This window comes from Thalassobius sp. Cn5-15 (genome assembly GCF_022347685.1).
Taxonomy (GTDB): Bacteria; Pseudomonadota; Alphaproteobacteria; order Rhodobacterales; family Rhodobacteraceae; genus Thalassobius.
Genome location: NZ_JAKRGF010000004.1, coordinates 100,058 through 121,475 on the forward strand (window position 1 = coordinate 100,058; position 21,418 = coordinate 121,475).

General features: G+C 57.5%; 20 protein-coding genes and 1 pseudogene. 10 read left to right on the forward strand and 11 right to left on the reverse strand.

All coding sequences use genetic code 11. From position 1 onward, the window contains the following. Window positions 1-4: 4 nt before the first annotated feature. From MHM86_RS10515 to MHM86_RS10530, 4 genes are all read right to left on the reverse strand, one after another. Window positions 5-1,867, reverse strand: a complete 1,863-nt coding sequence (locus tag MHM86_RS10515) for an ABC transporter ATP-binding protein (protein WP_370644119.1) — start codon at window positions 1,865-1,867, stop codon at window positions 5-7. Between the two features lie 124 nt (window positions 1,868-1,991). Beyond that, window positions 1,992-3,164 (reverse strand): CCA tRNA nucleotidyltransferase, encoded by a 1,173-nt coding sequence (locus MHM86_RS10520; protein ID WP_239198948.1) that lies wholly within the window; start codon window positions 3,162-3,164, stop codon window positions 1,992-1,994. A gap of 16 nt (window positions 3,165-3,180) precedes the next feature. Continuing rightward, a complete protein-coding gene (locus tag MHM86_RS10525) occupies window positions 3,181-3,765 on the reverse strand; it encodes a CoA pyrophosphatase (RefSeq protein WP_239199663.1) in 585 nt (194 codons plus the stop codon). A 19-nt stretch (window positions 3,766-3,784) separates the two neighbouring features. Further along, complete coding sequence (locus MHM86_RS10530) at window positions 3,785-4,804, reverse strand: Hsp33 family molecular chaperone HslO (protein ID WP_239198951.1); 1,020 nt, start codon at window positions 4,802-4,804, stop codon at window positions 3,785-3,787. Window positions 4,805-5,025: 221 nt separating this feature from the next. Here MHM86_RS10530 and MHM86_RS10535 point away from each other — a divergent pair, with 221 nt between their 5' ends. After that, window positions 5,026-5,460, forward strand: a complete 435-nt coding sequence (locus MHM86_RS10535) for an NUDIX hydrolase (RefSeq protein WP_239198954.1) — start codon at window positions 5,026-5,028, stop codon at window positions 5,458-5,460. Window positions 5,461-5,523: 63 nt separating this feature from the next. Next, window positions 5,524-5,877 carry an Hpt domain-containing protein gene (locus MHM86_RS10540; protein WP_239198957.1) on the forward strand — a complete coding sequence of 118 codons (354 nt, stop codon included), beginning with the start codon at window positions 5,524-5,526 and terminating at the stop codon, window positions 5,875-5,877. 15 nt (window positions 5,878-5,892) lie between these two features. Here MHM86_RS10540 and ilvA read toward each other — a convergent pair whose 3' ends face one another. Both ilvA and MHM86_RS10550 read right to left on the reverse strand, forming a co-directional pair. Beyond that, the gene (gene ilvA / locus MHM86_RS10545) at window positions 5,893-7,140 is read right to left on the reverse strand and encodes a threonine ammonia-lyase IlvA (protein WP_239198960.1); all 1,248 of its coding nucleotides are present in this window, start codon (window positions 7,138-7,140) and stop codon (window positions 5,893-5,895) included. A gap of 67 nt (window positions 7,141-7,207) precedes the next feature. Beyond that, window positions 7,208-7,987 (reverse strand): hypothetical protein, encoded by a 780-nt coding sequence (locus MHM86_RS10550; RefSeq protein ID WP_239198963.1) that lies wholly within the window; start codon window positions 7,985-7,987, stop codon window positions 7,208-7,210. A 145-nt stretch (window positions 7,988-8,132) separates the two neighbouring features. Between MHM86_RS10550 and MHM86_RS10555 the strand changes: the two genes are divergently transcribed. The 3 genes and pseudogenes from MHM86_RS10555 to MHM86_RS10565 all read left to right on the forward strand — a co-directional run bounded on the left by MHM86_RS10555 (window position 8,133) and on the right by MHM86_RS10565 (window position 10,293). Next, window positions 8,133-9,359, forward strand: coding sequence for an argininosuccinate synthase (locus MHM86_RS10555; protein ID WP_239198966.1), 1,227 nt, complete (start codon window positions 8,133-8,135; stop codon window positions 9,357-9,359). A gap of 201 nt (window positions 9,360-9,560) precedes the next feature. Further along, window positions 9,561-9,899: pseudogene (locus tag MHM86_RS10560) on the forward strand (DUF898 family protein); the annotation flags it as partial. Window positions 9,900-10,011: 112 nt separating this feature from the next. After that, window positions 10,012-10,293: an SCP2 sterol-binding domain-containing protein gene (locus MHM86_RS10565; protein ID WP_239198972.1), complete on the forward strand. Its 282-nt coding sequence runs from the start codon at window positions 10,012-10,014 to the stop codon at window positions 10,291-10,293. A gap of 405 nt (window positions 10,294-10,698) precedes the next feature. On the opposite strand, the gene MHM86_RS10570 is transcribed toward MHM86_RS10565, so the two are convergent. Continuing rightward, window positions 10,699-11,418: a sulfotransferase gene (locus tag MHM86_RS10570; protein ID WP_239198975.1), complete on the reverse strand. Its 720-nt coding sequence runs from the start codon at window positions 11,416-11,418 to the stop codon at window positions 10,699-10,701. Further along, entirely contained in the window at window positions 11,418-12,329 is a 912-nt protein-coding gene (locus tag MHM86_RS10575) for a D-amino acid aminotransferase (protein WP_239198978.1), read from the reverse strand. Before MHM86_RS10575 ends, MHM86_RS10570 begins: the two co-directional genes overlap by 1 nt. Window positions 12,330-12,481: 152 nt before the next feature. Here MHM86_RS10575 and msrA point away from each other — a divergent pair, with 152 nt between their 5' ends. Continuing rightward, a complete protein-coding gene (gene msrA / locus MHM86_RS10580; protein WP_239198981.1) occupies window positions 12,482-13,141 on the forward strand; it encodes a peptide-methionine (S)-S-oxide reductase MsrA in 660 nt (219 codons plus the stop codon). 124 nt (window positions 13,142-13,265) lie between these two features. Here the strand turns inward: msrA and dnaJ are convergent, their stop codons facing one another. Together dnaJ and dnaK are read right to left on the reverse strand one after the other, a co-directional pair. Next, window positions 13,266-14,420: a molecular chaperone DnaJ gene (gene dnaJ, locus MHM86_RS10585; protein ID WP_239198984.1), complete on the reverse strand. Its 1,155-nt coding sequence runs from the start codon at window positions 14,418-14,420 to the stop codon at window positions 13,266-13,268. Between the two features lie 78 nt (window positions 14,421-14,498). Next, the gene (gene dnaK, locus MHM86_RS10590; protein ID WP_239198987.1) at window positions 14,499-16,427 is read right to left on the reverse strand and encodes a molecular chaperone DnaK; all 1,929 of its coding nucleotides are present in this window, start codon (window positions 16,425-16,427) and stop codon (window positions 14,499-14,501) included. A 231-nt stretch (window positions 16,428-16,658) separates the two neighbouring features. Here dnaK and MHM86_RS10595 point away from each other — a divergent pair, with 231 nt between their 5' ends. Next, window positions 16,659-17,264, forward strand: a complete 606-nt coding sequence (locus MHM86_RS10595) for an alpha-ketoglutarate-dependent dioxygenase AlkB (protein ID WP_239198990.1) — start codon at window positions 16,659-16,661, stop codon at window positions 17,262-17,264. Window positions 17,265-17,274: 10 nt separating this feature from the next. On the opposite strand, the gene MHM86_RS10600 is transcribed toward MHM86_RS10595, so the two are convergent. Continuing rightward, window positions 17,275-18,096 (reverse strand): ABC transporter permease, encoded by an 822-nt coding sequence (locus MHM86_RS10600; protein ID WP_239198993.1) that lies wholly within the window; start codon window positions 18,094-18,096, stop codon window positions 17,275-17,277. A 174-nt stretch (window positions 18,097-18,270) separates the two neighbouring features. Here MHM86_RS10600 and cysQ point away from each other — a divergent pair, with 174 nt between their 5' ends. The 3 genes from cysQ (at window position 18,271) to MHM86_RS10615 (ending at window position 21,382) form a co-directional block, all read left to right on the forward strand. Continuing rightward, complete coding sequence (gene cysQ / locus MHM86_RS10605; RefSeq protein WP_239198996.1) at window positions 18,271-19,068, forward strand: 3'(2'),5'-bisphosphate nucleotidase CysQ; 798 nt, start codon at window positions 18,271-18,273, stop codon at window positions 19,066-19,068. Then, entirely contained in the window at window positions 19,068-20,327 is a 1,260-nt protein-coding gene (locus MHM86_RS10610; protein WP_239198999.1) for a glycosyltransferase family 2 protein, read from the forward strand. Before cysQ ends, MHM86_RS10610 begins: the two co-directional genes overlap by 1 nt. A 161-nt stretch (window positions 20,328-20,488) precedes the next feature. Next, the gene (locus tag MHM86_RS10615; protein ID WP_239199002.1) at window positions 20,489-21,382 is read left to right on the forward strand and encodes a UTP--glucose-1-phosphate uridylyltransferase; all 894 of its coding nucleotides are present in this window, start codon (window positions 20,489-20,491) and stop codon (window positions 21,380-21,382) included. The last annotated feature ends 36 nt before the right edge of the window (window positions 21,383-21,418 follow it).

Consider the following 21,418-nt stretch of genomic DNA (forward strand, 5'->3'; position numbering starts at 1 on the left):
GCGTTTATGCTGCGGCTTCTGGCTGACCTGCATTCTCATCCGCGCCGATAAATCCACCGGATTGACGGTCCCAGTAACGCGCATAAAGGCCATGTGCTGCCAGCAGATCGTCATGACTGCCCTGTTCGACAATGCGACCCTGATCCATCACGATGATGCGGTCCATCTTGGCAATGGTGGACAGGCGGTGGGCGATTGCCAGTACAGTCTTGCCCTCCATCACCCGTTCCAGTGCGGTTTGAATGGCGGCTTCGACCTCACTGTCCAGTGCTGATGTCGCCTCATCCAGCACAAGGATCGGTGCGTCCTTCAGGATGGCGCGGGCCAGCGCGATTCGTTGACGTTGTCCGCCTGACAGCTTCACACCGCGTTCCCCCAGATGAGCGTTATAGCCTTCACGCCCTTCACTATCGCGCAAAGCACAGACAAATTCATGTGCCTCGGCTTGCGTCGCGGCGTGGATCAGTGCGGCCTCATCCGCGTCCGGACGACCGTAGCGGATATTGTCACGCGCCGATCGGTTGAACATCGCGGTTTCCTGCGTGACCATGCCGATCTGACGGCGCAGGCTTTCCTGCGTTACGCTGCGCAAATCCTGTCCGTCGATGCGGATCTCGCCGCCTTCAGCCTCATATAGTCGCAGCAGGAGGGAGACGAGCGTAGATTTCCCTGCGCCAGAGGCACCGACAATGCCGAGCTTCTCGCCGGGTTTGATGGTGAGGGAGATATCGCTTACCCCGCCCACATCGCGGCCATAGGCGAATGTGACCTGATCCAGAGTGATCTCGCCGCCACGCACCTCAAGAGCGCGGGCATCTGACGCATCCTCCAGCCGGTTGCGGCGGGTCAGGGTTTTTACACCATCCTCCACCTCGCCGATGCTGGAATAGATCCCCATCAGGGCAAAGCTGAACCAGCCGGTCATCTGCGACAGACGCAGCGATACCGCACCAGCGGCCACAATATCACCGGGGCTAGCCTGCCCCAGCGTCCAGAAATACAGCGCCGCACCGACAAGGCCGAGGGGGAGGAGGCCCCCCACCAGCATCAGTACCGTACGAAACGCTGCAGAGGTGGCGCCAAAGGCCAGCCCGATGTCACGGAACCGGCGCATCTGATCCAGCGCCGCGCGATCTTCGTGATCGGCGTGGGCAAACAGCTTCACCGTTTTGATATTGGTGATCGTGTCCACCACTTGTCCGGTGACGCCCGCACGGGCACCAGCCCGCGCCTTTGACCGCACCCGAACACGCGGCAGGAAATAGCGCAGCACGCCGACATAGGCCGCAAACCACAGGGCAAAGATTCCCGCCATCCGCCAGTCAATCGCCATCAGCAGTACCATGCTGCCCACCGCCGCCGCTGCGGCAAAGGCGACCACGTGGATCACCTCATTCACTGCTTGGGTCAGGGCGCTGGCGGTTTGCATTTGTTTCTGGGCAATGCGTCCGGCAAAATCACTGTCAAAAAAATCGACCGATTGACCCATCGTCCAGCGATGCAGTCGGGACAGCACCAGCGGGTTCAGGTTCGGCCCGACGATATAGCCCGTGGTCAGCGCCGACAGCCCCTGAAACACCGGCCGCACGAGGACGAAGAAGAAAACTGCCGCGATCAGCAACGCCGCGTTGGCGTCCAGATAGCCTGCCACCGCGCCTTGGGCCGCCGAATCGACCACGCGGCCCAGAATGTAGGCGGTCGTTGCCTCCAACGCGCCGCCAAGGCTGGCGAGGACAAAGGCCAGAAAAAGCACCGGCCCGGTGCCTCGCAGCGCCCACCGCACGAATGGGACAGAGGCCGTCGGCGGCGGGCTGTCCGCGGGTTTGAAGGGGTCAATCAGGTTGAGGTGTTTCAGAAAACCGGACATTGGGCGCCTTAACGAGTGTGGGATGTAAACGGTTTAGCACCCTGGCGGTTTGGCTGGGGTCTGAAAACGGCGTTTCGATAGGGTTTACAGATAGCAGTACCCGAAATTTAGCAAGGCTTCGGTGTTAGCTTGCGTCAATTAGCGTCGCGCGGTCAGCGGTGAAATCGGATGCGATCCACAGGGCCTCCAACCGACGCAGGGCATCGCCGAGGGCACGGCCGTGGAAACGACCGGGGAAGGTTTCCATCAGATCAGCAGCTCTCACCGGGAACGTGGCCGCAGCGCCGTGATCCACAGCGGCGAAACTGCCGGGCATCAGGGGCATTTCCAACATCGCCGAGCGTAGCAGCAAGATACCGCGCGCCATGTCTGCCCCATGACGATAGCCCAGTTCACCCGCGCCCTCAGTGGTGCCGATATGATCGCGGTAGATCGCCAGCCGCTTGCGCTGTTCATTGGACAGACGCAGACCACGGCCATCCTCCTGCCCGCCCAGCGCGGCTAGACGGCGAATACCGTCGGGGGCCATGTCTGTTTGCTGTTCCAGATGCACCAAAGGCGCCAGCGCACGATCGTCCACACCCTCCAACACCATCGCCAGCACACCGCATTGGCGCATCGCGGCAACAGCTTGTTCAGGTACAGGCGCGGACAGCAACTTGATCAGTTCTGAGCCCACGCGTTCGCGGGATAACGTCTCTATTCCAGCCAAATTCGTGGCAATTGCAGAGAGCGCGTCAGGGTCTAAACCCTCTGCCGCGTCGCCGTACCAAGCGTGAAAGCGGAAGTATCGCAGAATGCGCAGGTAATCCTCGCGGATGCGCTGGGCGGGATCGTTGATAAACCGGAACCGCCGTGCCGCCAGATCATCCAGCCCCTGACCTAGTGGATCCACCACCACGCCCGCAGCATCGCAGTAAAGCGCGTTCATGGTGAAATCGCGCCGCTCTGCATCTTCGACCATCGTGTCGGCAAAGGCGACCACGGCACGGCGGCCATCGGTTTCGACGTCTTTGCGATAGGTGGTAATCTCATGCGGGATGCGACCGCTGATCACCGTGATGGTGCCATGATCAACACCGGTAGGCACGGCGGTCAGCCCCGACGCCTCTGCCAGTTCCATCACCCGTTCCGGCAGCGCATCGGTGGAGATGTCCAGATCGCTGACTGGCGCGCCCAACAGGGCGTTGCGCACGCACCCACCGACAAAATGCGCTTGGTGGCCCGCGTCTGTCAGCATCGCGCAAACGGCCTGCGTCTGAGGCTGCGTCAGCCAATCGCCATCAACCTTAACCATACACCTGCACCATCTGTTAATCCGCCATCCGTTCTGCCAGCCCGCGCAGCATTCGCGCGGTGGCGCCCCAGATGTAATAGGGTCCCCACGGGACAGTGAAATAGGGGCGTGGCTTGCCTGCCCAGATGCGTTGCTGGACCACATAATTCGCCGGATCGGCCAGATGGGACAGCGGCACCTCAAACACCTCTTCGACCTCACCGGGTTCGGGTTTGGCGACAAAATCGGCACTAATCCGGCCCAAAATGGGGGTAACGGTGAAGCTGGTGACGGTTTCATGCGGTGGCAGTTGTCCGAACACCTCGACCTGATCAGCGTGCAGGCCGACCTCTTCCCACGCTTCGCGCAGGGCGGTGGCGGTGACGTCTGCGTCGCTTTCGTCCACCTTGCCACCTGGGAAGGCGATCTGCCCCGGGTGGTGTTTCAGCCGCGACGACCGTTTGGTCAACACCACATGTGGCCCATGCCCGCGATCAATAAAGCCCACCAAAACGGCCGCAGGGCGCAGTGTGCGCCCCGCTGGCAAGATCAAATCGGGATTCAGGTCGAAATCCGAAGTGTCAGCGCCGGATCGGTCCAGCGCCGTCACCACAGTATTCATCAACCCCGTGTGAAGGGGATCAGCTTTCTGACTGTCCTGCATGCGGTCCTGCATCTTGCGTCTTTTCTGCGTCAAACCCGACGGTGGTTGGATCCAGATCGTAATGCGCCCCGCAAAATTGGCAATCCGCTGTGACGCGGCCATCCTCTGTGGTCATCGTTTCGATGTCCTTGGCGGAATAGATCGACAGCGACTGGCGCACGCGATCCTCTGAACAGGTGCAGCCGAAGGTGATCGGTTGCACATCATACACGCGCGGCTGTTCTTCGTGAAACAGACGGGTCAGCAGAGTGGTTGAAGTGACCTGTGGGCCTATTAGCTCCAGCTCTTCAACGGAATCCAGCAGGATGTTCACGCGGTTCCAGTTTTCACCGTCGTCACCATCCACCAGATCGCGGGCATGTAGCAGGCCATCGTCGCCGGTGGCCTCCTCGCCTTTGGCGAAAGGCGAGGCCTTCGGCATGTGTTGCAGCATCACGCCGCCAGCGCGCCAGTGCTCGCCAACGCCCGGTTCAATCGACTGACCGAAGGACAGCTGAAACCGTGTCGGCAGTTGTTCAGATTGGGCAAAATACGCTTCGGCGCATTCGGACAGGGATTTTCCTGCCAGCGGTGTCAGGCCCTGATAGGGGGTCATGTTCTGGCCCTGATCGATCATGATGGCAAAGTAACCCTTGCCCAGTTGATCAAACGGTGCTGCGTCGGTCAGGCGGTCGGGATCATAACTGGCGTAGGCGCGGATGCGGGCCGGTTCGCCTTCATCCGTTGGGCCGTAATAGTCGGTGGCGATCATCCGTACCGGACCGTCGGACTGCACCTGCAGCGACAGTTTCCAGCGTAGTTTCACCGTCTGACCGATGAGTGCAGTCAGTAGCGCCATTTCCGCCACCAGCGCCTCTACCACGGTGGGGTAGTTGTGCTGTTTCAATACGTTGCTCAACACACCATCCAGCCGCGCAACACGGCCACGAATATCAGAGTTGTCCAACTGGAACGGCAGTACAGTGTCGTCCCAAGCGAGTTTCGATCCAAGGGTCATGGGGTTTCCTTATGCGCCGTCGCTTGGCATAGAGGGAGGACAAGCTGAACGACAGTCTGTGGCAAGGGTATTTCTCAGGCGGTAGCCCTGATTTTGGCACATGGCATACAGGCTGAATATAGGCAGGACAAGCGTCAGTCCAAGGGGCTACGGGCCTGTAACGATAGTGGAACGGCGTATATGGGGTTGAAAGCAAGGCAACAAGCAGGGGGCATCAGCAGATGATCCGACGGTTCGGGCAAGTACCAAGATCTGACAAACGCTATAAAATTCGCCCTGGCGCCTATGTGATCCTGCCGCGCGGACGCGACATGTTGGTCACCTTTCAGGAAGAGCCGACACCGGAATATCAATTGCCCGGAGGCGGTGTGGATGCAGGGGAATCATCCCTTGTGGCGCTACACCGTGAGGCGTTTGAGGAAACTGGTTGGTCGATTGCCTATCCCCGTCGTCTGGGTGCCTTTCGCCGCTATACATTCATGCCGGAATATGACCTCTGGGCAGAGAAGGTCTGCACCATCTATATTGCCCATCCTGTGCGTCAGATTTGTGCGCCATTGGAGGAGGGTCATAGTGCGCACTGGCTGCCTATTGAAGCCGCAGCGGAGTTGTTGGGCAACGAGGGCGACCGCCACTTTGTGCAAAAATTGCTGTGATCGGGCTACATTCATCCTTCGTTAAGCCGTTTCTGACAGCATTGCGTTAAAGGTATGAGGTGTATGATGATCAATTGGGACCATATTCAGGAGTTGCACCACCAGTTGGGGCCGTTTGATTTTGCCACGGTGGTGGAACAACTGATTGACGAAATGCACAGCGTGACAGGCCGTCTGCACACACCCGATCCGCTGACGCTTGAAAATGACGTCCACCGGCTGAAGGCCTGCGCAACTACGCTGGGTTTTGATGACCTTAGTGCCAAGTGTCGCGAGGTGCAGCGTCAGCTGGATCTGCATCAGGATTTGCTGGCGCGTGACGCAACACCACCGCAAGCGATGTCTGCACTGCTCAGCTGTTGTGACCGTTCGGTCGCCATATTTGATGGCGAGGTATCAGGCCGTCTGGCGGCCTGACACAACTGGCCGCGATCAGATCACAAATTCCGCGATGCTTTCATTTTCTGTGATATCGGAATAGAGGAAGTCGCTGGCATCCAAGCGGGCAAAGAGAGCCTCAAAGTTTGCAGCCGTAGAGGTTTCGATGCCGATCAGCACCGACCCGAAGTTACGGGCGCTTTTCTTCATATACTCAAACCGGGCGATGTTATCGTCAGGGCCAAGGATATTGAGGAAGTCTTTCAGCGCGCCAGGCCGCTGGGGCAGGCGCAGGATCAGGTATTTCTTGACCCCGGTGTAGCGCTGGGCGCGTTCTTTCACTTCTGGCAAGCGTTCGAAATCAAAATTCCCACCAGAGGTGACGCAGACCACGGTTTTGCCGCGGATGTCCGCTGTCAGATCCTGCAGGGCATCGACAGACAGGGCGCCGGCGGGTTCCAGCACGATGCCCTCTAGATTCAGCATTTCCAGAATCGTGGTGCAAATTCGATCCTCTGGTGCGTCCAGCATTTTGGCAGGATCGGTGCCTTGCAGGACCTCAAAGGGATGTTTGCCGATCTGCGCCACGGCGGCGCCATCGACGAAACTGTCCACACCATCCAGTTTCACTGGCTCGCCTGCCGCCAAGGCGGCGCGCAGGCTTTGCCCGCCGGTAGGCTCTACAAACCGCAGGTCGGTGCCTGGTGCAACCTCATCCATGTAGCGGGTCACCCCCGCCGATAGACCACCACCGCCCACAGGCAGCACGACCATATCCGGTACGCGGCCCAGCTGTGCGGTCATCTCAGCCGCCACGCTGGCCTGTCCTTCGATCACGTCCAGATCGTCAAAAGGCGACAGGAAATAGCCCCCCGCCTCGGCGCAATAGGCCTGCGCGGCCTCAAGGCAGGCGTCGAAATAGTCGCCAACCAGACGAATTTCGACACTATCCCCGCCAAACATACGGGTTTTGTCGATCTTTTGCTGCGGTGTCGTCACCGGCATAAAGATCACGCCTTTGACGCCAAAATGCCGGCTGACATAGGCCACCCCCTGCGCGTGGTTGCCTGCGGAGGCGCAAACAAATACTTCCAGCGCCGGATCGCGCGCCAAAGCTTTGCCCATCGCGTTCAGCGCGCCACGGATCTTGTAGCTGCGCACAGGGCTCAGGTCTTCGCGTTTCAGCCAGATATCCGCGCCGTATTTCGACGACAGATGGTCATTGCGTTGAAGTGGCGTGGCGGGAAACAAGGCCCGCATCTGCTGCTCGGCCACGCGGGCCTTTTTCAGAAAATCGCTCATACGCCTATCTTGAAACAGCCTTGCCGCAAAGGCAAGCGGTTTGGGCCATGTGTGCCCAAGTATACACTTAGTCCAGCGGTCGTTCTTCGACGAAGTGGCCATAGATGGTCGTGATCAGGCTCACACCGATCATCGCCAGCAGCATCTGAACCACGATCCCAACAAGGCCTGCCACCTGCATGTTCAGCATCGCCAACTGGCGCACCAAAACGTCACCAGTCCATTCGACAGCTCCCAAACCAATTGCGCAGACGATCAATGTACCAAGGCTGCCAGACATTGCGGATAGCGCGGCGCTGATCGTGATGTTTCGATCAATCGCATTGGCGGGCAGGATCGGGCTTAATGCCAGAAACCCAGCGGTAAAGAAGAGGCTCAACACAATCATAATCCCCCGCGCAACAAGGATATTTCCATTCCTTAATAACTCCATAGCAATCTTTCCGAACACCATTCCCAGCAACCAGAACGGCAGGATCAGCAGCAGGCCAATCAGAATGCCACCGACGATATATTTCGCCGCCTGCCGCCATGACAGACGCAGCATCAATGTGCGCGGGGTCTCCTCCAACAGAATATACCGGTGCCAATGCACAACCCCGTTCATCAACGCGATCCAGATGACAAGGAGGGTGCAGAAAAACACTACGAGAAAACCGCCCGACATGTTGTCGAACCGTACATTCTGACCACCCAAGAAGAAGAACGGTCCCACTCCGCTATACGTGCTAAACGCCATCACAACCGCCATAACAACCAACAGCGGCAGCGCAAAAATCTGCACCATCGGCACCAGATTGGTAAACACCATCCGCACCGCGTGCCAAAACAAACGAAATCCCAGCATCTCAACCTCAAATATTTTTGCGCACATAAACACAACCCAGATACCGCAACAACCGCATCGCACCCTGCGCCACCTTGCTCTTGGTCCCAAAACCCGATATCGCGCTTGCGATTAAACGGATTCTACGAACTGTTAGGGGGTCATCATGTCCGCGCCCAAGAAAGTTGTCCTGGCCTACTCCGGTGGCCTCGATACCTCGATCATCCTGAAATGGCTGCAAACCGAATATGGCTGTGAGGTTGTCACCTTCACCGCTGACCTCGGTCAAGGCGAAGAGCTGGAGCCGGCCCGCAAGAAAGCAGAGATGCTGGGCATCAAGCCGGAAAACATCTACATCGAAGATGTCCGCGAAGAGTTTGTGCGCGACTTTGTTTTTCCGATGTTCCGCGCCAATGCCCTGTACGAAGGTGAATACCTCTTGGGCACCTCGATTGCGCGCCCGCTGATTTCCAAGCGTTTGGTGGAAATTGCGGCTGAGACCGGCGCCGATGCCGTTTCCCACGGTGCGACCGGTAAGGGCAACGATCAGGTGCGTTTTGAACTGGCCGCCTACGCGTTGAACCCGGAAATCACTGTGATCGCGCCGTGGCGTGAATGGGACCTGTCCAGCCGAACCAAGCTGTTGGAATTTGCCGAACAGAACCAGATTCCGATCGCCAAGGACAAACGTGGTGAGGCACCGTTCAGTGTGGACGCCAACCTGTTGCACACATCGTCCGAAGGTAAAGTTCTGGAAGATCCCGCCGAAGCGGCGCCGGATTACGTCTACCAGCGCACCGTGAATCCCGAGGATGCGCCGGATACGCCTGAAATCATCACTATCGGTTTTGAAAAAGGCGACGCAGTGTCGATCAATGGCGAAGCGATGAGCCCCGCCACCATCTTGACCGCGCTGAACGACTACGGTCGCACGCATGGCATCGGTCGTCTGGACTTCGTGGAAAACCGTTTTGTCGGCATGAAGTCACGCGGTGTCTATGAGACACCCGGCGGCACCATCCTGCTGCAGGCACACCGTGGCATCGAACAGATCACTCTGGACAGCGGCGCAGGCCACCTGAAGGATTCGATCATGCCGCGCTATGCGGAGCTGATCTACAACGGCTTCTGGTACTCGCCCGAGCGTGAGATGTTGCAGGCGCTGATCGACAAATCGCAGGAACATGTTACCGGCACCGTGACACTGAAGCTGTACAAAGGGTCTGTTTTTGTTGTGGCTCGTGACAGCGATCATTCGCTGTATTCCGAGGCGCACGTGACCTTTGAAGAAGACGCAGGCGCTTACAATCAGGAAGATGCTGCAGGCTTCATCCAGTTGAATGCTCTGCGTCTGAAGTTGCTGGCCGCACGTGATCGTCGCCTGAAAAGTTGATCCTGTTTAGCGGCTAAAAGCGCTAATTAAATTTGAGAGCCACCCTGTTTCAGGGTGGCTATTTTTTGTGCGCTCTACTAGCAGGAGAGTTATTGGCTACGGCCACTCCAGTTGTTTGATTTTCGCACGCTAGAATTTTCAGAAACCTTTGGGCAAGCAATAGTCGGGCCGGACATGACCACATAGGAGAATTTTGAATTTCGTGGCACGGGACGTGAATGGTGCGAAATCTGGATCGTTAACGTATTGTTTTCTATGCTGACTCTGGGCATTTACTCGGCCTGGGCCAAGGTGCGCATGAAGGCGTATTTTTACCAGAACACCTGGGCGACAAGCAGCACCAGTTTAAATCCACCATCGCTGTCGGCCCGCTGCTGTGGATCGCTACGCGCTGCATTTGCTACAAGACATCGGCTATTCCAATGCCGGATTGCAGCGCTTCTTTCGCGAAATGGCGGTGCAGGATCACGGCATAGCTGGTCCTCGACGCATCTGCACAGCGCTGAGCGGCTACAGGCGATCAATGCGTTCGATCAGTAAGAAGGCGCAGAGGCTTAGGCCGGCTGATCTGATGTTAGTTTACCCTGTGTCAGCATTGTGGTGGTAGGGCTGCCTCGCTAGCAACGTTGCATAGCTTTAGCGGAGGATGGCCATGACTTTGGATGAGATTGCAGCGCTGGTGCAAAAAGGCGTTAGCCATGCAGGGTTTTCAGATAGTCTGCAGTTTGATTGCGGTGATGCTGGCGTTGTGCGAATTGTCGATGGTGCGGTCAGTCTTGAGGCGGGAGATGCGGAGTGCACCCTGAAAATGTCGTTGGATAATCTGGCGAAGCTGATCACCGGCAAATTGAACCCGATGACCGCCGTAATGATGGGTAAAATCAAGGTGTCCGGCAATCCCGCGGTGGCGATGAAACTGAAGGATCTGCTGTAAGCGGTCTGTGGGCCAAAGTTCAGGCAATCGTCTGTTTTCGGCGGTCTTGCCTTGGGGGCGTTAATCCTATTTTAACCGGCTTTGTTGCAGGGTTGTTCTGTCGATGCGGCGTGTCTGCGATGCGCTGCGAACGACGTAGCCCACTGTCCTTTTCGTCAAAGGGAACGCAACATGGTTCACGCGCCAATGCAGTATTACGTAAACGACCGCGCGTTATCTTCAGGCGCGCATGAGGTTCACCGGCAGGACTGTCAATACCTGCCGCTGATCCGTTCTACGTCATCTCTGGGTAAGTTTGATAACTGCGCTGAGGCCTTGTTAAAGGCGCAGGCGGAATATTACCCGAATTCTGACGGTTGCGCTTACTGTTGTATCAATTGCCGCAACCGTCCTTAGATGTGGTGCTTAGGGCGCCAATTTCACCGCGGCCATGCGTTCATAATGCGGCAATGCCTGTGTCAGTAGATCTGCCTGCGTGCCTGTCAACTCTGGCAAGGGTCCCTCCGCTCCGGCGAAGGTGGTGGATTGATGCACTGCCCCATACCAATGCGCGGCCCAGACGCCATCGTCTTTGTGCCCACCTGCGGGCCAGTTGAGCATGGCAGGATCCCAATCCAGTCCGATCGCATCACACAGGCGTTTCAGCATCCCTTCAGGGTCACGGCGGATGTCGGCGCTGTCGATCACCACTGGCGTCTGCCCTGCGGCACAGAGTCCCTCATAAAGCTCTGTCTGTTGGGTGAACCCGATGTCGCTGAGGGTGGGCTTCTCAAACTTGGCCCCGAAGCTGGCGATCACTCGTGCCGGGTGACGCAGCAGGAAAACATTCACCACCTTCCGCATCCAATCCCGGGGCACGCCGTCGATCATGTGCTGGCACATGTGTTTCTGATAATAATGCGTTTTTTCCGCGGGAATAGAGTCTAAAAGAGATGCTGCCACCACTTCAGGGTCCTGCGATTGGGAGGCCAGAACCTGATCGCCCATCGGGTGTTCAATCCCTGTCATCGCCAGATAGGCGGCATAAAAAGGTTCATCAACAACGGCGCAATCTGACCGTGCGGCGAAGCTATACATCATCGCGGTAGACAGGTTACGGGGGCCGGACCACATGGCAATTCGCATCAGGCGCATTCCTTTTCGATCAGGTCTTTGTAGAGGTGGCGCAGTCGTTTGGTCATTGGACCCATTTTTCCATCACCAATCTGGCGGCCATCAATGTTGCCCACTGGTGTCTGCGCTCCAAAGGTGCCAGTCAGGAACGCCTCATCCGCGCCGTAGGTGTCGACCAGTGAATAGTTGCGTTCATAAACGGGGATGTCATTGGCGCGGCACAGGTCGATCACCTTTTGGCGGGTGATGCCGTTCATGCAGTAGTCCCCGGTAGAGGTCCAAACCGCCCCTTTGCGCACGATGAAGAAGTTGCAGGCGTTGGTGGTGTTCACAAACCCATTCACGTCCAGCATCAGCGCCTCATCCGCGCCGGCCTTTTCGGCTGCGATGCAGGCGAGAATGCAGTTCAGTTTGGAATGCGAGTTCAGTTTCGGATCTTGCGTCATCGGCAGACCTCGTTGATGTGGCACGGTGGCCAACCGGATTGGACGCGGGATCGCTGGTTTGGAATGTTCCATGATAATCGTCACTGTCGGCCCCTGCTGGGACAAGCTGGGGTGCTGAAACGGGCGCGATTTCACCCCGCGGGTAATCATCAGACGCGCGTGGGCATCTGTGGTCATGCTGTTGGCTGCCTGCGTTTCTAACAAGGCGGAGATCACCTGATCACGGGTCATGCCGATATCCAAATCCAGCGCCAGCGATGCCTCAAACAGACGGTCTATGTGGTCGTCTAGAAAGGCCCAACGATTGTTATAAAGGCGCAGTCCCTCCCAGATGCCATCGCCCAGCATGAAGCCGCTGTCATAGACCGACACAACTGCCTGCTCTTTGGGAACGATGCGGCCGTTCAGGTAAATTTGAATGGCCTCATTGCGGGCGTCTTCTTCGGCCTGATGGGTGCTAACGTGATCTGATTGCATGAAAATCCCCTATGTTTGCGCTGACGCTAGGGGCTGCGCGCGGGGGTGGAAAGGATTTTCTGCGCTTCACTTGCTCTCAAGCCTTTGTGAGAGGGTCTATCGTCAATGAAATAACTCGGTAAACCTGTCCTCAACCTTTTGGAGGACGACTCATGCTGAACATTCAACACCTGAAACCCGCCGTACTGGCACTGACCATCGGCCTTGGCCTCGCTGCGCAGGGCGGCATGGCTGAAGCTGCCCCGAAAGAAGAGCTGATCGTTGCCGGCGGCTGCTTTTGGTGTGTGGAGAGCGATTTTGAAAGCGTTCCCGGCGTGATTGAGGCGGTATCCGGCTACACTGGTGGCGACGTGAAAAATCCGACCTACAAACAGATCGGCAAAGGAGGAACTGGTCACTATGAAGCGGTTTCGATCACCTTTGATCCGGCGAAAGTCAGTCGTGATCAGCTGTTGAACATGTTCTTCCGCTCGGTCGATCCGACTGATGCGAGTGGGCAGTTCTGTGACCGTGGTGCCAGCTACCGCACTGCTGTGTTCGTCTCTAACCCAGCGGAAAAAGCCGCGGCAGAGAAGGCCAAGAAAGAAGCGCAATCAGCGTTGGGCCAGAAGGTTGTGACACCAATTCTGGATGCCAAGACTTTCTATGAGGCTGAAAAATACCATCAGGACTACTACAAGGGATCGAAGATTGTGATCACCCGTTTTGGTCCGCTGAAACAGGCGAAAGCTTACAAGAAATACCGCGATGCCTGCGGTCGTGACCAGCGCGTGAAAGCGCTGTGGGGTGATGCGGCACCTTTCGCCAAATAAGGCCCTAATCCAGCTGAAACACGCGGGCGTCAGATGGCTGTCGCCCGTTTTGTCGCGCATCGTTCAGCGGACAGTAAAAAGGGCGCAGTAGCGCCCTTTTAGATTTTTGCCCGTTAGACCAGGCTTAGCCCTTCATCGAATCCCAGAAGTTTTTCACCGAAGAAAAGAAGCTGGAGCTTTCAGGATTGTTGTCCTCGGACAGGTCTTCGAACTCTTTCAGCAGTTCTTTTTGGCGCGACGTCAGGTTCACTGGGGTTTCAACCGCCAGTTCGATGAACATATCGCCGGAATGGTTGCCGCGCAGGGCGGGCATGCCCTTGCCGCGCAGGCGCATCTGGCGGCCGGACTGGCTGCCACCGGGGATTTTGACGCGTGACCGACCACCGTCGATGGTAGGCACCTCTATGTCGCCCCCCAGCGCCGCTGTGGTCATCGACACCGGTACGCGGCAGAACAGGTCTGCGTCTTCGCGTTCAAAAATGCCGTGCGCTGTCACCTCGATAAAGATGTAGAGGTCGCCTGTGGGGCCACCGCGCATGCCCGCTTCACCTTCGCCAGCCAGACGGATACGGGTGCCGGTTTCCACGCCTTTGGGGATGTTCACGCTGAGCGAACGGTCCTTTTGCACGCGGCCCTGACCACCACAGCTCTTACAGGGGTTCTGGATGATCTGGCCCAGACCTGAACAGGTCGGACAGGTGCGTTCAACCGCAAAGAAGCCCTGTTGCGCACGGACCTTGCCGATGCCGGAGCAGGTCGGGCATGTCTGCGGTTCAGCGCCGCCTTCAGCGCCGGAGCCGTCACAGGAAGTACAGCTGACCGAGGTGGGCACCTTGATCGTTTTCTGCATGCCGGTGAAGGCGTCTTCGAGCGAGATGCGCAGGTTGTAGCGCAGGTCGGCGCCCCGGGTTGCGCGGGATCGGCCACCGCCGCCGCCGCCCATGCCGCCGCCGAACAGGTCATCAAAGATGTCCGAGAAAGAGCCGAAGCCTTCCTGTCCACCAAAGCCGCCGCCCATGCCGCCACCGGGACGGCCGCCGCCCCCCATGCCACCTTCGAAGGCCGCGTGACCGTAGCGGTCATAGGCAGCTTTCTTTTCGGCGTCTTTAAGGCAGTCGTAGGCTTCGTTGACCTCTTTGAACTGCGCTTCCGCGTTGGGATTATCCTTGTTGCGGTCAGGGTGCAGTTCTTTGGCCTTGCGACGGTAGGCCTTCTTCAACTCATCAGCCGAGGCCCCTTTGGAGGTGCCTAGAACGTCATAGTAATCGCGTTTTGCCATTTGGGTACTCCCTCTTGCAGAACGTCGAAGGCCGGCCCGGGTGGGCCGGCCCCGATTGTGTTCTTGGGAAAACGCGGATTAGGCGCGTTTGTCGTCGTCCAGATCCTCGAAGTCGGCGTCGACGATGTCGTCGTCACCAGTTGCAGGACCTGCGTCGCCGTCTACGTCAACGGGGCCTTCTTCGTCTTCTTCCTGCGCGGCCTTGTAGATGGCTTCGCCCAGCTTCATCGCCGATTCGGTGACGTTCTGGATGCCGGATTGCAGCTTGTCAGCCTTTACGTCGTCTTTGGCCAGATCGTCCTTCAGCGCGGCGATAGCCAGTTCGATGGCTTCAATGGTGGTCGGGTCCACTTTGTCCGAATGCTCTTCCATCGACTTTTCGGTCGACAGAATCAGGCTTTCGGCTTGGTTGCGGGCCTCTACCAGTTCACGGCGCTCTTTATCCGCTTCGGCGTTTTCTTCCGCGTCCTTGACCATCTGTTCGATGTCGTCATCCGACAGACCGCCCGAAGCTTGGATGGTGATCTGCTGCTCTTTGCCGGTGGCCTTGTCCTTGGCGCCAACGGATACGATGCCGTTTGCGTCAATGTCGAAGGTCACTTCGATCTGGGGCATGCCGCGCGGTGCGGGCGGGATATCTTCGAGGTTGAACTGACCAAGGATTTTATTGTCCGCAGCCATTTCACGTTCACCCTGGAACACGCGGATGGTCACGGCCGACTGGTTGTCTTCGGCGGTCGAGAAGACCTGCGATTTCTTGGTGGGGATGGTGGTGTTGCGGTCGATCAGACGGGTGAACACACCGCCCAAGGTTTCGATACCCAGCGACAGCGGGGTCACGTCCAGCAGAACAACGTCTTTCACGTCGCCCTGCAGAACACCGGCCTGAATGGCGGCGCCCATGGCCACAACTTCGTCAGGGTTCACACCCTTGTGCGGCTCTTTGCCGAAGAACTTGGTCACTTCTTCGATGACCTTCGGCATACGGGTCATACCACCCACCAGAACGATTTCGTCGATGTCGCCCGTGGTCAGACCAGCATCTTTCAGCGCTGCCTGACAGGGTTTGATCGAGTTTTTGATCAGGTCGGCAACCAGGCTTTCCAGTTTCGCACGGGTCAGTTTGACAACAAGGTGCAGCGGCTGGCCGGTGGAAGCATCCATCGAGATGAACGGCTGGTTGATTTCGGTCTGCTGAGCAGAGGACAGTTCGATCTTGGCTTTCTCTGCGGCTTCTTTCAGACGCTGCAGGGCCATCTTGTCCTTGGTCAGGTCGGCGCCATGCTCTTTTTTGAACTCATCCGCCAGATAGTTGACGATGCGCATGTCGAAGTCTTCACCACCCAGGAAGGTGTCACCGTTGGTGGATTTCACCTCAAACAGGCCTTCGTCGATTTCCAGAATGGTTACGTCGAAGGTACCACCACCAAGGTCGTAAACGGCGATGGTTTGGGTTTCTTCTTTGTCCAGACCATAGGCCAATGCAGCGGCGGTCGGTTCGTTGATGATGCGCAGCACTTCCAGACCGGCGATTTTGCCGGCGTCTTTGGTGGCCTGACGCTGGGCGTCGTTGAAATATGCAGGAACCGTGATCACCGCCTGAGTGACTTCTTCACCCAGATAGGATTCTGCGGTTTCTTTCATCTTGCCCAGAATGAAGGCCGAGATCTGCGAGGGCGAGTAGGTTTCGCCTTTGGCTTCGACCCAAGCATCGCCATTGCCACCGTTCACAACGGCGAAGGGCAGGTTTTTCTTGTCTTTGGCCAGATGCGTGTCATCTGCACGACGACCGATCAGGCGCTTTACGCCAAACACGGTGTTGGCGGCGTTGGTGACGGCCTGGCGTTTCGCCGGCTGGCCCACCAGACGTTCGTCGTCGGTGAAGGCGACGATTGACGGGGTGGTGCGAGCACCTTCCGCGTTTTCAATTACTTTCGGTTGCGAACCGTCCATCAGCGCAACACAGCTGTTGGTGGTTCCAAGGTCGATACCGATAACTTTCGACATTTTTGATCCCTTTTCACGTCAAGGCGATTGCACGAGGCGAAGACCCGTTGCGGCGTCCTGCCCCGATCTGGTTTGTGTGCCGGACAACTTGGATGGCCAAGGTGGTCCTACACGCTTCTCGGCGTATATAGGGAGGGTGGCGGCACCCTGCAAGCACTGCAAAAGGAGGGAATCGGTGATTCTGACGGGATTTTTTAACCATCTGATGCTGCAGCCGTGTGCGTGGGCGTTATGACCGTCCCTGTCAGCCTGCGCGGTGTCCAGATTTATCAAGGGCTGCTCACGCCAGAGGTGCAGGCGAATCTGGTCGAAGATCTGCGTGCCTGCGCCCGGCAGGCGCCGTTTTTCACCCCTGTGACTGCCTCGGGCAAAGCGATGTCTGTGCGGTTGACGTCTGCGGGGCGCATGGGGTGGGTCAGTGACCGGCGTGGCTATCGCTATGAACGCCGCCATCCATCCGGTGCCGTATGGCCCGCGATCCCTGAGACAGTTCTGGGTCTGTGGCGCGATTTGGTCAGTCGGGATCGTGACCCCGATTGCTGTTTGATCAACTACTACGGTGAAGGCACCAGAATGGGCCTGCATCAAGACCGTGATGAGGCGGATTTTCACTGGCCGGTTCTGTCCATATCGCTGGGAGACGAGGGGCTGTTTCGTGTTGGCAATACGACACGAGGCGGCAAGACCGACTCGGTCTGGTTGCGGTCTGGTGATGTGTTGCTGATGGGCGGTGAGGCGCGGCTGGTCTATCATGGCGTCGACCGGATCCGGTTTGGATCCAGCCGTCTGTTGCCACAGGGCGGGCGCATCAATTTGACCTGTCGGGTGGTGACCTGAGGCGTGCGATTTAGCGTCGTGCGCCCCAACTGATCGAGGAATGGCGTCTTGTATAAAATTCGCCAATCAGACCCAGCATCAGGATCACGCCATATACGATCAGCGCATATTTGATCGATGAATAGCGCGGCGTGTAGTTGATAAATACAAAGCCGCGCGCCTGATCAATTGCGTGGAATAGCGGATTCCAATCAAACATTGCCAGCATGAAACCGGGCAGGGTGTTGGCCAAGAACATCTTGCCCGATGCGATCATGTTGGCGCGCTGGTAGACCAGCGTGATAATTTGCACTGGCCCGGGGAACCACGGTTTCAGTGCCAACAGCACTGTGCCAATTGCCATGCCGCCAAACCACGCGAGCAGTAGCATGCCAAAGGCGCCTGCAGCATCCTCAATCACGAACCGGTTAAAGCCCATGTAATAGATGAATAGAATCAGTGTCAGCGCCAACACTTGCAAATATAGGGCGCTAAGGGCTGAGGACAGGATCGCGATGATTGTATTCATCGGCGCATGTAGCATCATTGGCGATGTCGGCCCCTCTGACCCTGCCACCGCGCCCAGCGTTTTGGTGTGGGTCATGTAAAGGAAGATGCCGGACATCAAATACAGCAGGAAATCGCCCCGCACCGCCGAGCTGCGCAGCCCGAGGATTGAGAACATCAGGAAAAAGGCGAACACCATGATCGCAAGCTGCAAAAGGTTTACAAGAATCGACAGCACAGCATTGCCGTGGGTGTTGCGCACTTTGCGCGCAATCGAATGGTACGTGAGCCCCGCCATGGTGGTGGCGGCCTCAAGGCTGTTTTCCTTGCGACTGTTGTAAAACATTTCAGCGACTGCTCCCGCGGCTTGCGGTCATTAGAACGGACAAACCTTGCCGTTTCGTTAGCCTGAGATCATAAGAGGGTGGCAAATTTATGGCAACATCTGCCCCTGTCGCATAACCTCACAGCTGTGAGAGGCGTGATATTGTGGGCAGGTCCGGCGTGAAAGGGTGAAAGCTTGGACTATCAGAAACTGACCGAAGTGATGCGCAAACTGGCGCTGGAAGCGGGTGATAAGATCATGGAGATCTACAACTCCGACAGTTTCGAAGTGAAGGTGAAATCCGACGAAAGCCCGGTGACCGAAGCGGATGAGGCTGCCGATGCGCTTATTTCGGCCGGTTTGCGGGCGGCGTTTCCTGATGTCCTTTTGGTCACTGAGGAACAAGCCGACAGTCACAGCCAGCGTGCGGACACTTTTCTGATCGTGGACCCGTTGGACGGGACCAAGGAGTTTGTGCACCGTCGTGGCGATTTCACCGTCAACATCGCCTATGTTGAAAACGGCGTGCCGACCCGCGGCGTGGTTTACGCTCCGGCCCGTAACCGCATGTTCTATACGCTGGCGGATGGTGCTGCGGTGGAGGAAACCGGCGCCTTGGCCAAGGATCAGATCGGTGAAACCGCCCCAATCCGCGTGTCGGATGCAGACAACACCGCGCTGCTGGTTGTGGCGTCAAAATCGCACCGGGATCAGGCCACCGATGACTACATCAACAAATACAGTGTTGCGGATAGCAAAAGCGCGGGGTCGTCGCTGAAGTTCTGTCTGGTCGCCTCTGGTGAGGCGGATATCTATCCCCGTGTTGGTCGCACAATGGAATGGGATACAGCCGCCGGCCACGCGGTTCTGCATGGCGCAGGCGGCAAGGTTGTGCGTTTTGATGACCATAGCCCGTTGACCTACGGCAAGGCTGACTATGCCAACCCGTTTTTCATCGCCTATGCCCCCAGCGTTGAGCTGAAAGAGGCGTAATGCCTATCGCCACGGCCTCATTTGATCCAGATGCAGCGGTCATTTCGACCTCTGTCATTGTGGTCAGTCGGGGCCGTGGCGCGGATCTGCAGCGCTGTCTTTCGGGACTCAGCCGGCTTTGTTACAGCGCCTATGAGGTGGTGGTTGTCACGGACCCCGAAGGTGAGGCGGCGATTGACGCGGCGGGCCTGCGGGACGAGGTGAAGCTGGTCCCCTTTGATACCCCCAATATTTCTGCCGCGCGCAACCTCGGAATTGGGATTGCTGCCGGTGATGTTGTGGCCTTCATCGACGATGATGCGGTGCCGGAACCTATGTGGCTGGCCCATCTGATTGCGCCTTTTGCAGATGATCAGGTGGCCGCCACTGGCGGTTATGTGCGCGGCCGCAATGGCATTAGCTATCAATGGCGCGCGCGTACGGTCGATACGCAGGGTGTTGCGCATGCGCTGGAGGTTGCGGGCGATGCCCCGCAGCGGATCAACCCGCCTGCAGGCCATGCGATCAAGACCGAGGGCACCAATATGGCGGTGCGCCGCGACTGGTTGCTGCGGTTAGGTGGGTTTGATGAGGCGTTTCAATTCTATCTGGATGAAACCGATCTGAACCGGCGGCTGATGTTGGCCGGCGGGGTAACCGTTCTGGTGCCGCTGGCTGAGGTACATCATGCCTATGCGTCCAGCCCGCGCCGTCGACCGAATCGCGCGGTAACTGATCTGTTTGATGTAGGCGCTAGTACGGCGGTGTTTCTGCGCAAACATGATGCGGATTGTGATCCTGCCGCCGCGCTGGCGTGGTTGCGTCAGGAGCAATGGGATCGCTTGCAACGACAGGTATGGCGGCGGTTGATCAAGCGATCTGATATGGTCGATGTGCTGTCCTCGCTAGAGGCGGGGTTGCAGGACGGCCAGGTACGGGATTTTGATCTGTCGCCTGACTGGCCCGCACCGCAAGAGGCTTTTCGACCCTTTGCATCCCGCGCAAATGGTCAGCACGTCGTTCTGTCTGGCTGGATCTGGGCGCGTCGCCGTCTGATGCGGCAGGCCACCGATTCGGTGAAGGCTGGCGCGACCGTCTCTCTCTATCTGTTCAGTCCTGACAGTCGCTATCACCGGCTTGGTTATCATCTGCCCGGTATCTGGTTGCAGCGTGGTGGATTGTTCGGTCGCAGCGTCCGCAGCCAAAGACTGGTACGGTTCTGGCGAGTCAAAGACCGTGTCGCAGCGGAAATTAACCGTTTGTTTAGAATTCGGTTCTAAGACGGCCGGCGTTTCTTAATTGGTTTAGGGTCGTCTGCTGTGTTCCTTGGCGGGAATGTGTGCGACAGAGCGGTATGGAGCCGTTCTCGGCGGCAATTTCCCCGAAGTCCTTTATTTTCAGATTTGGCGCAGGTATGAAAAGCCTAGCTTAAGAGGTACTTATGACACGTAAAATCACCAAGGCCATTTTTCCGGTCGCCGGTCTGGGAACACGCTTCCTTCCTGCCACAAAATCCGTTCCCAAAGAAATCATGACATTGGTGGACCGCCCCCTGATTCAATACGCCATCGATGAGGCGCGGGCAGCGGGAATCGAAGAGTTCATCTTTGTGACCTCGCGTGGAAAATCTGCGCTGGAGGATTATTTTGACCATTCTCATCAGCTGCAGGCAGATCTTGCTGCCAAGGGGAAGGATGACCTGCTGGAAATCCTGAAATCCACGAACATGGACAGCGGACAGATTGCTTACCTGCGACAGCACAAGGCGCTGGGCCTTGGACACGCTGTTTGGTGCGCTCGGCGCCTGATCCATGACGAACCCTTTGCGGTGATCTTGCCGGATGACGTGATCGCAGCCGAAAAGCCCTGTCTGAAACAGATGGTTGAGGCATACGAGGAAACCGGTGGTTCTATGGTCGCGACGATGGAAGTGCCACGCGAAAAGGCCAATGCCTATGGCGTGCTGGACGTCGCCAATGATATGGGTGCGGTGGTTGAGGCCAAGGGCATGGTTGAAAAACCGCCACTGGGGACTGAGCCGTCGAACCTCGCTGTGATCGGCCGTTACATCCTGCACCCGAACGTGCTGAATTCGCTCGACAAACAGGAAACCGGTGCAGGCGGTGAGATTCAGCTGACCGACGCCATCGCCAAGGAAATTGGTACCGATCGTGGCGTCTATGGCTACCGTTTCAATGGGCAGCGTTTCGACTGTGGGTCCAAGGCGGGTTTCCTGCAGGCGACTGTTTCTTTCGGCCTGGCACGGGATGAGTTGAAAGATGACCTGCGTGAGTATCTGCATGAGGTGCTGGCGGTTGATAAGGCTGCGCAGTAAGCGCATCACAAAAGCAAATCCTTGTATTTGCTGTGA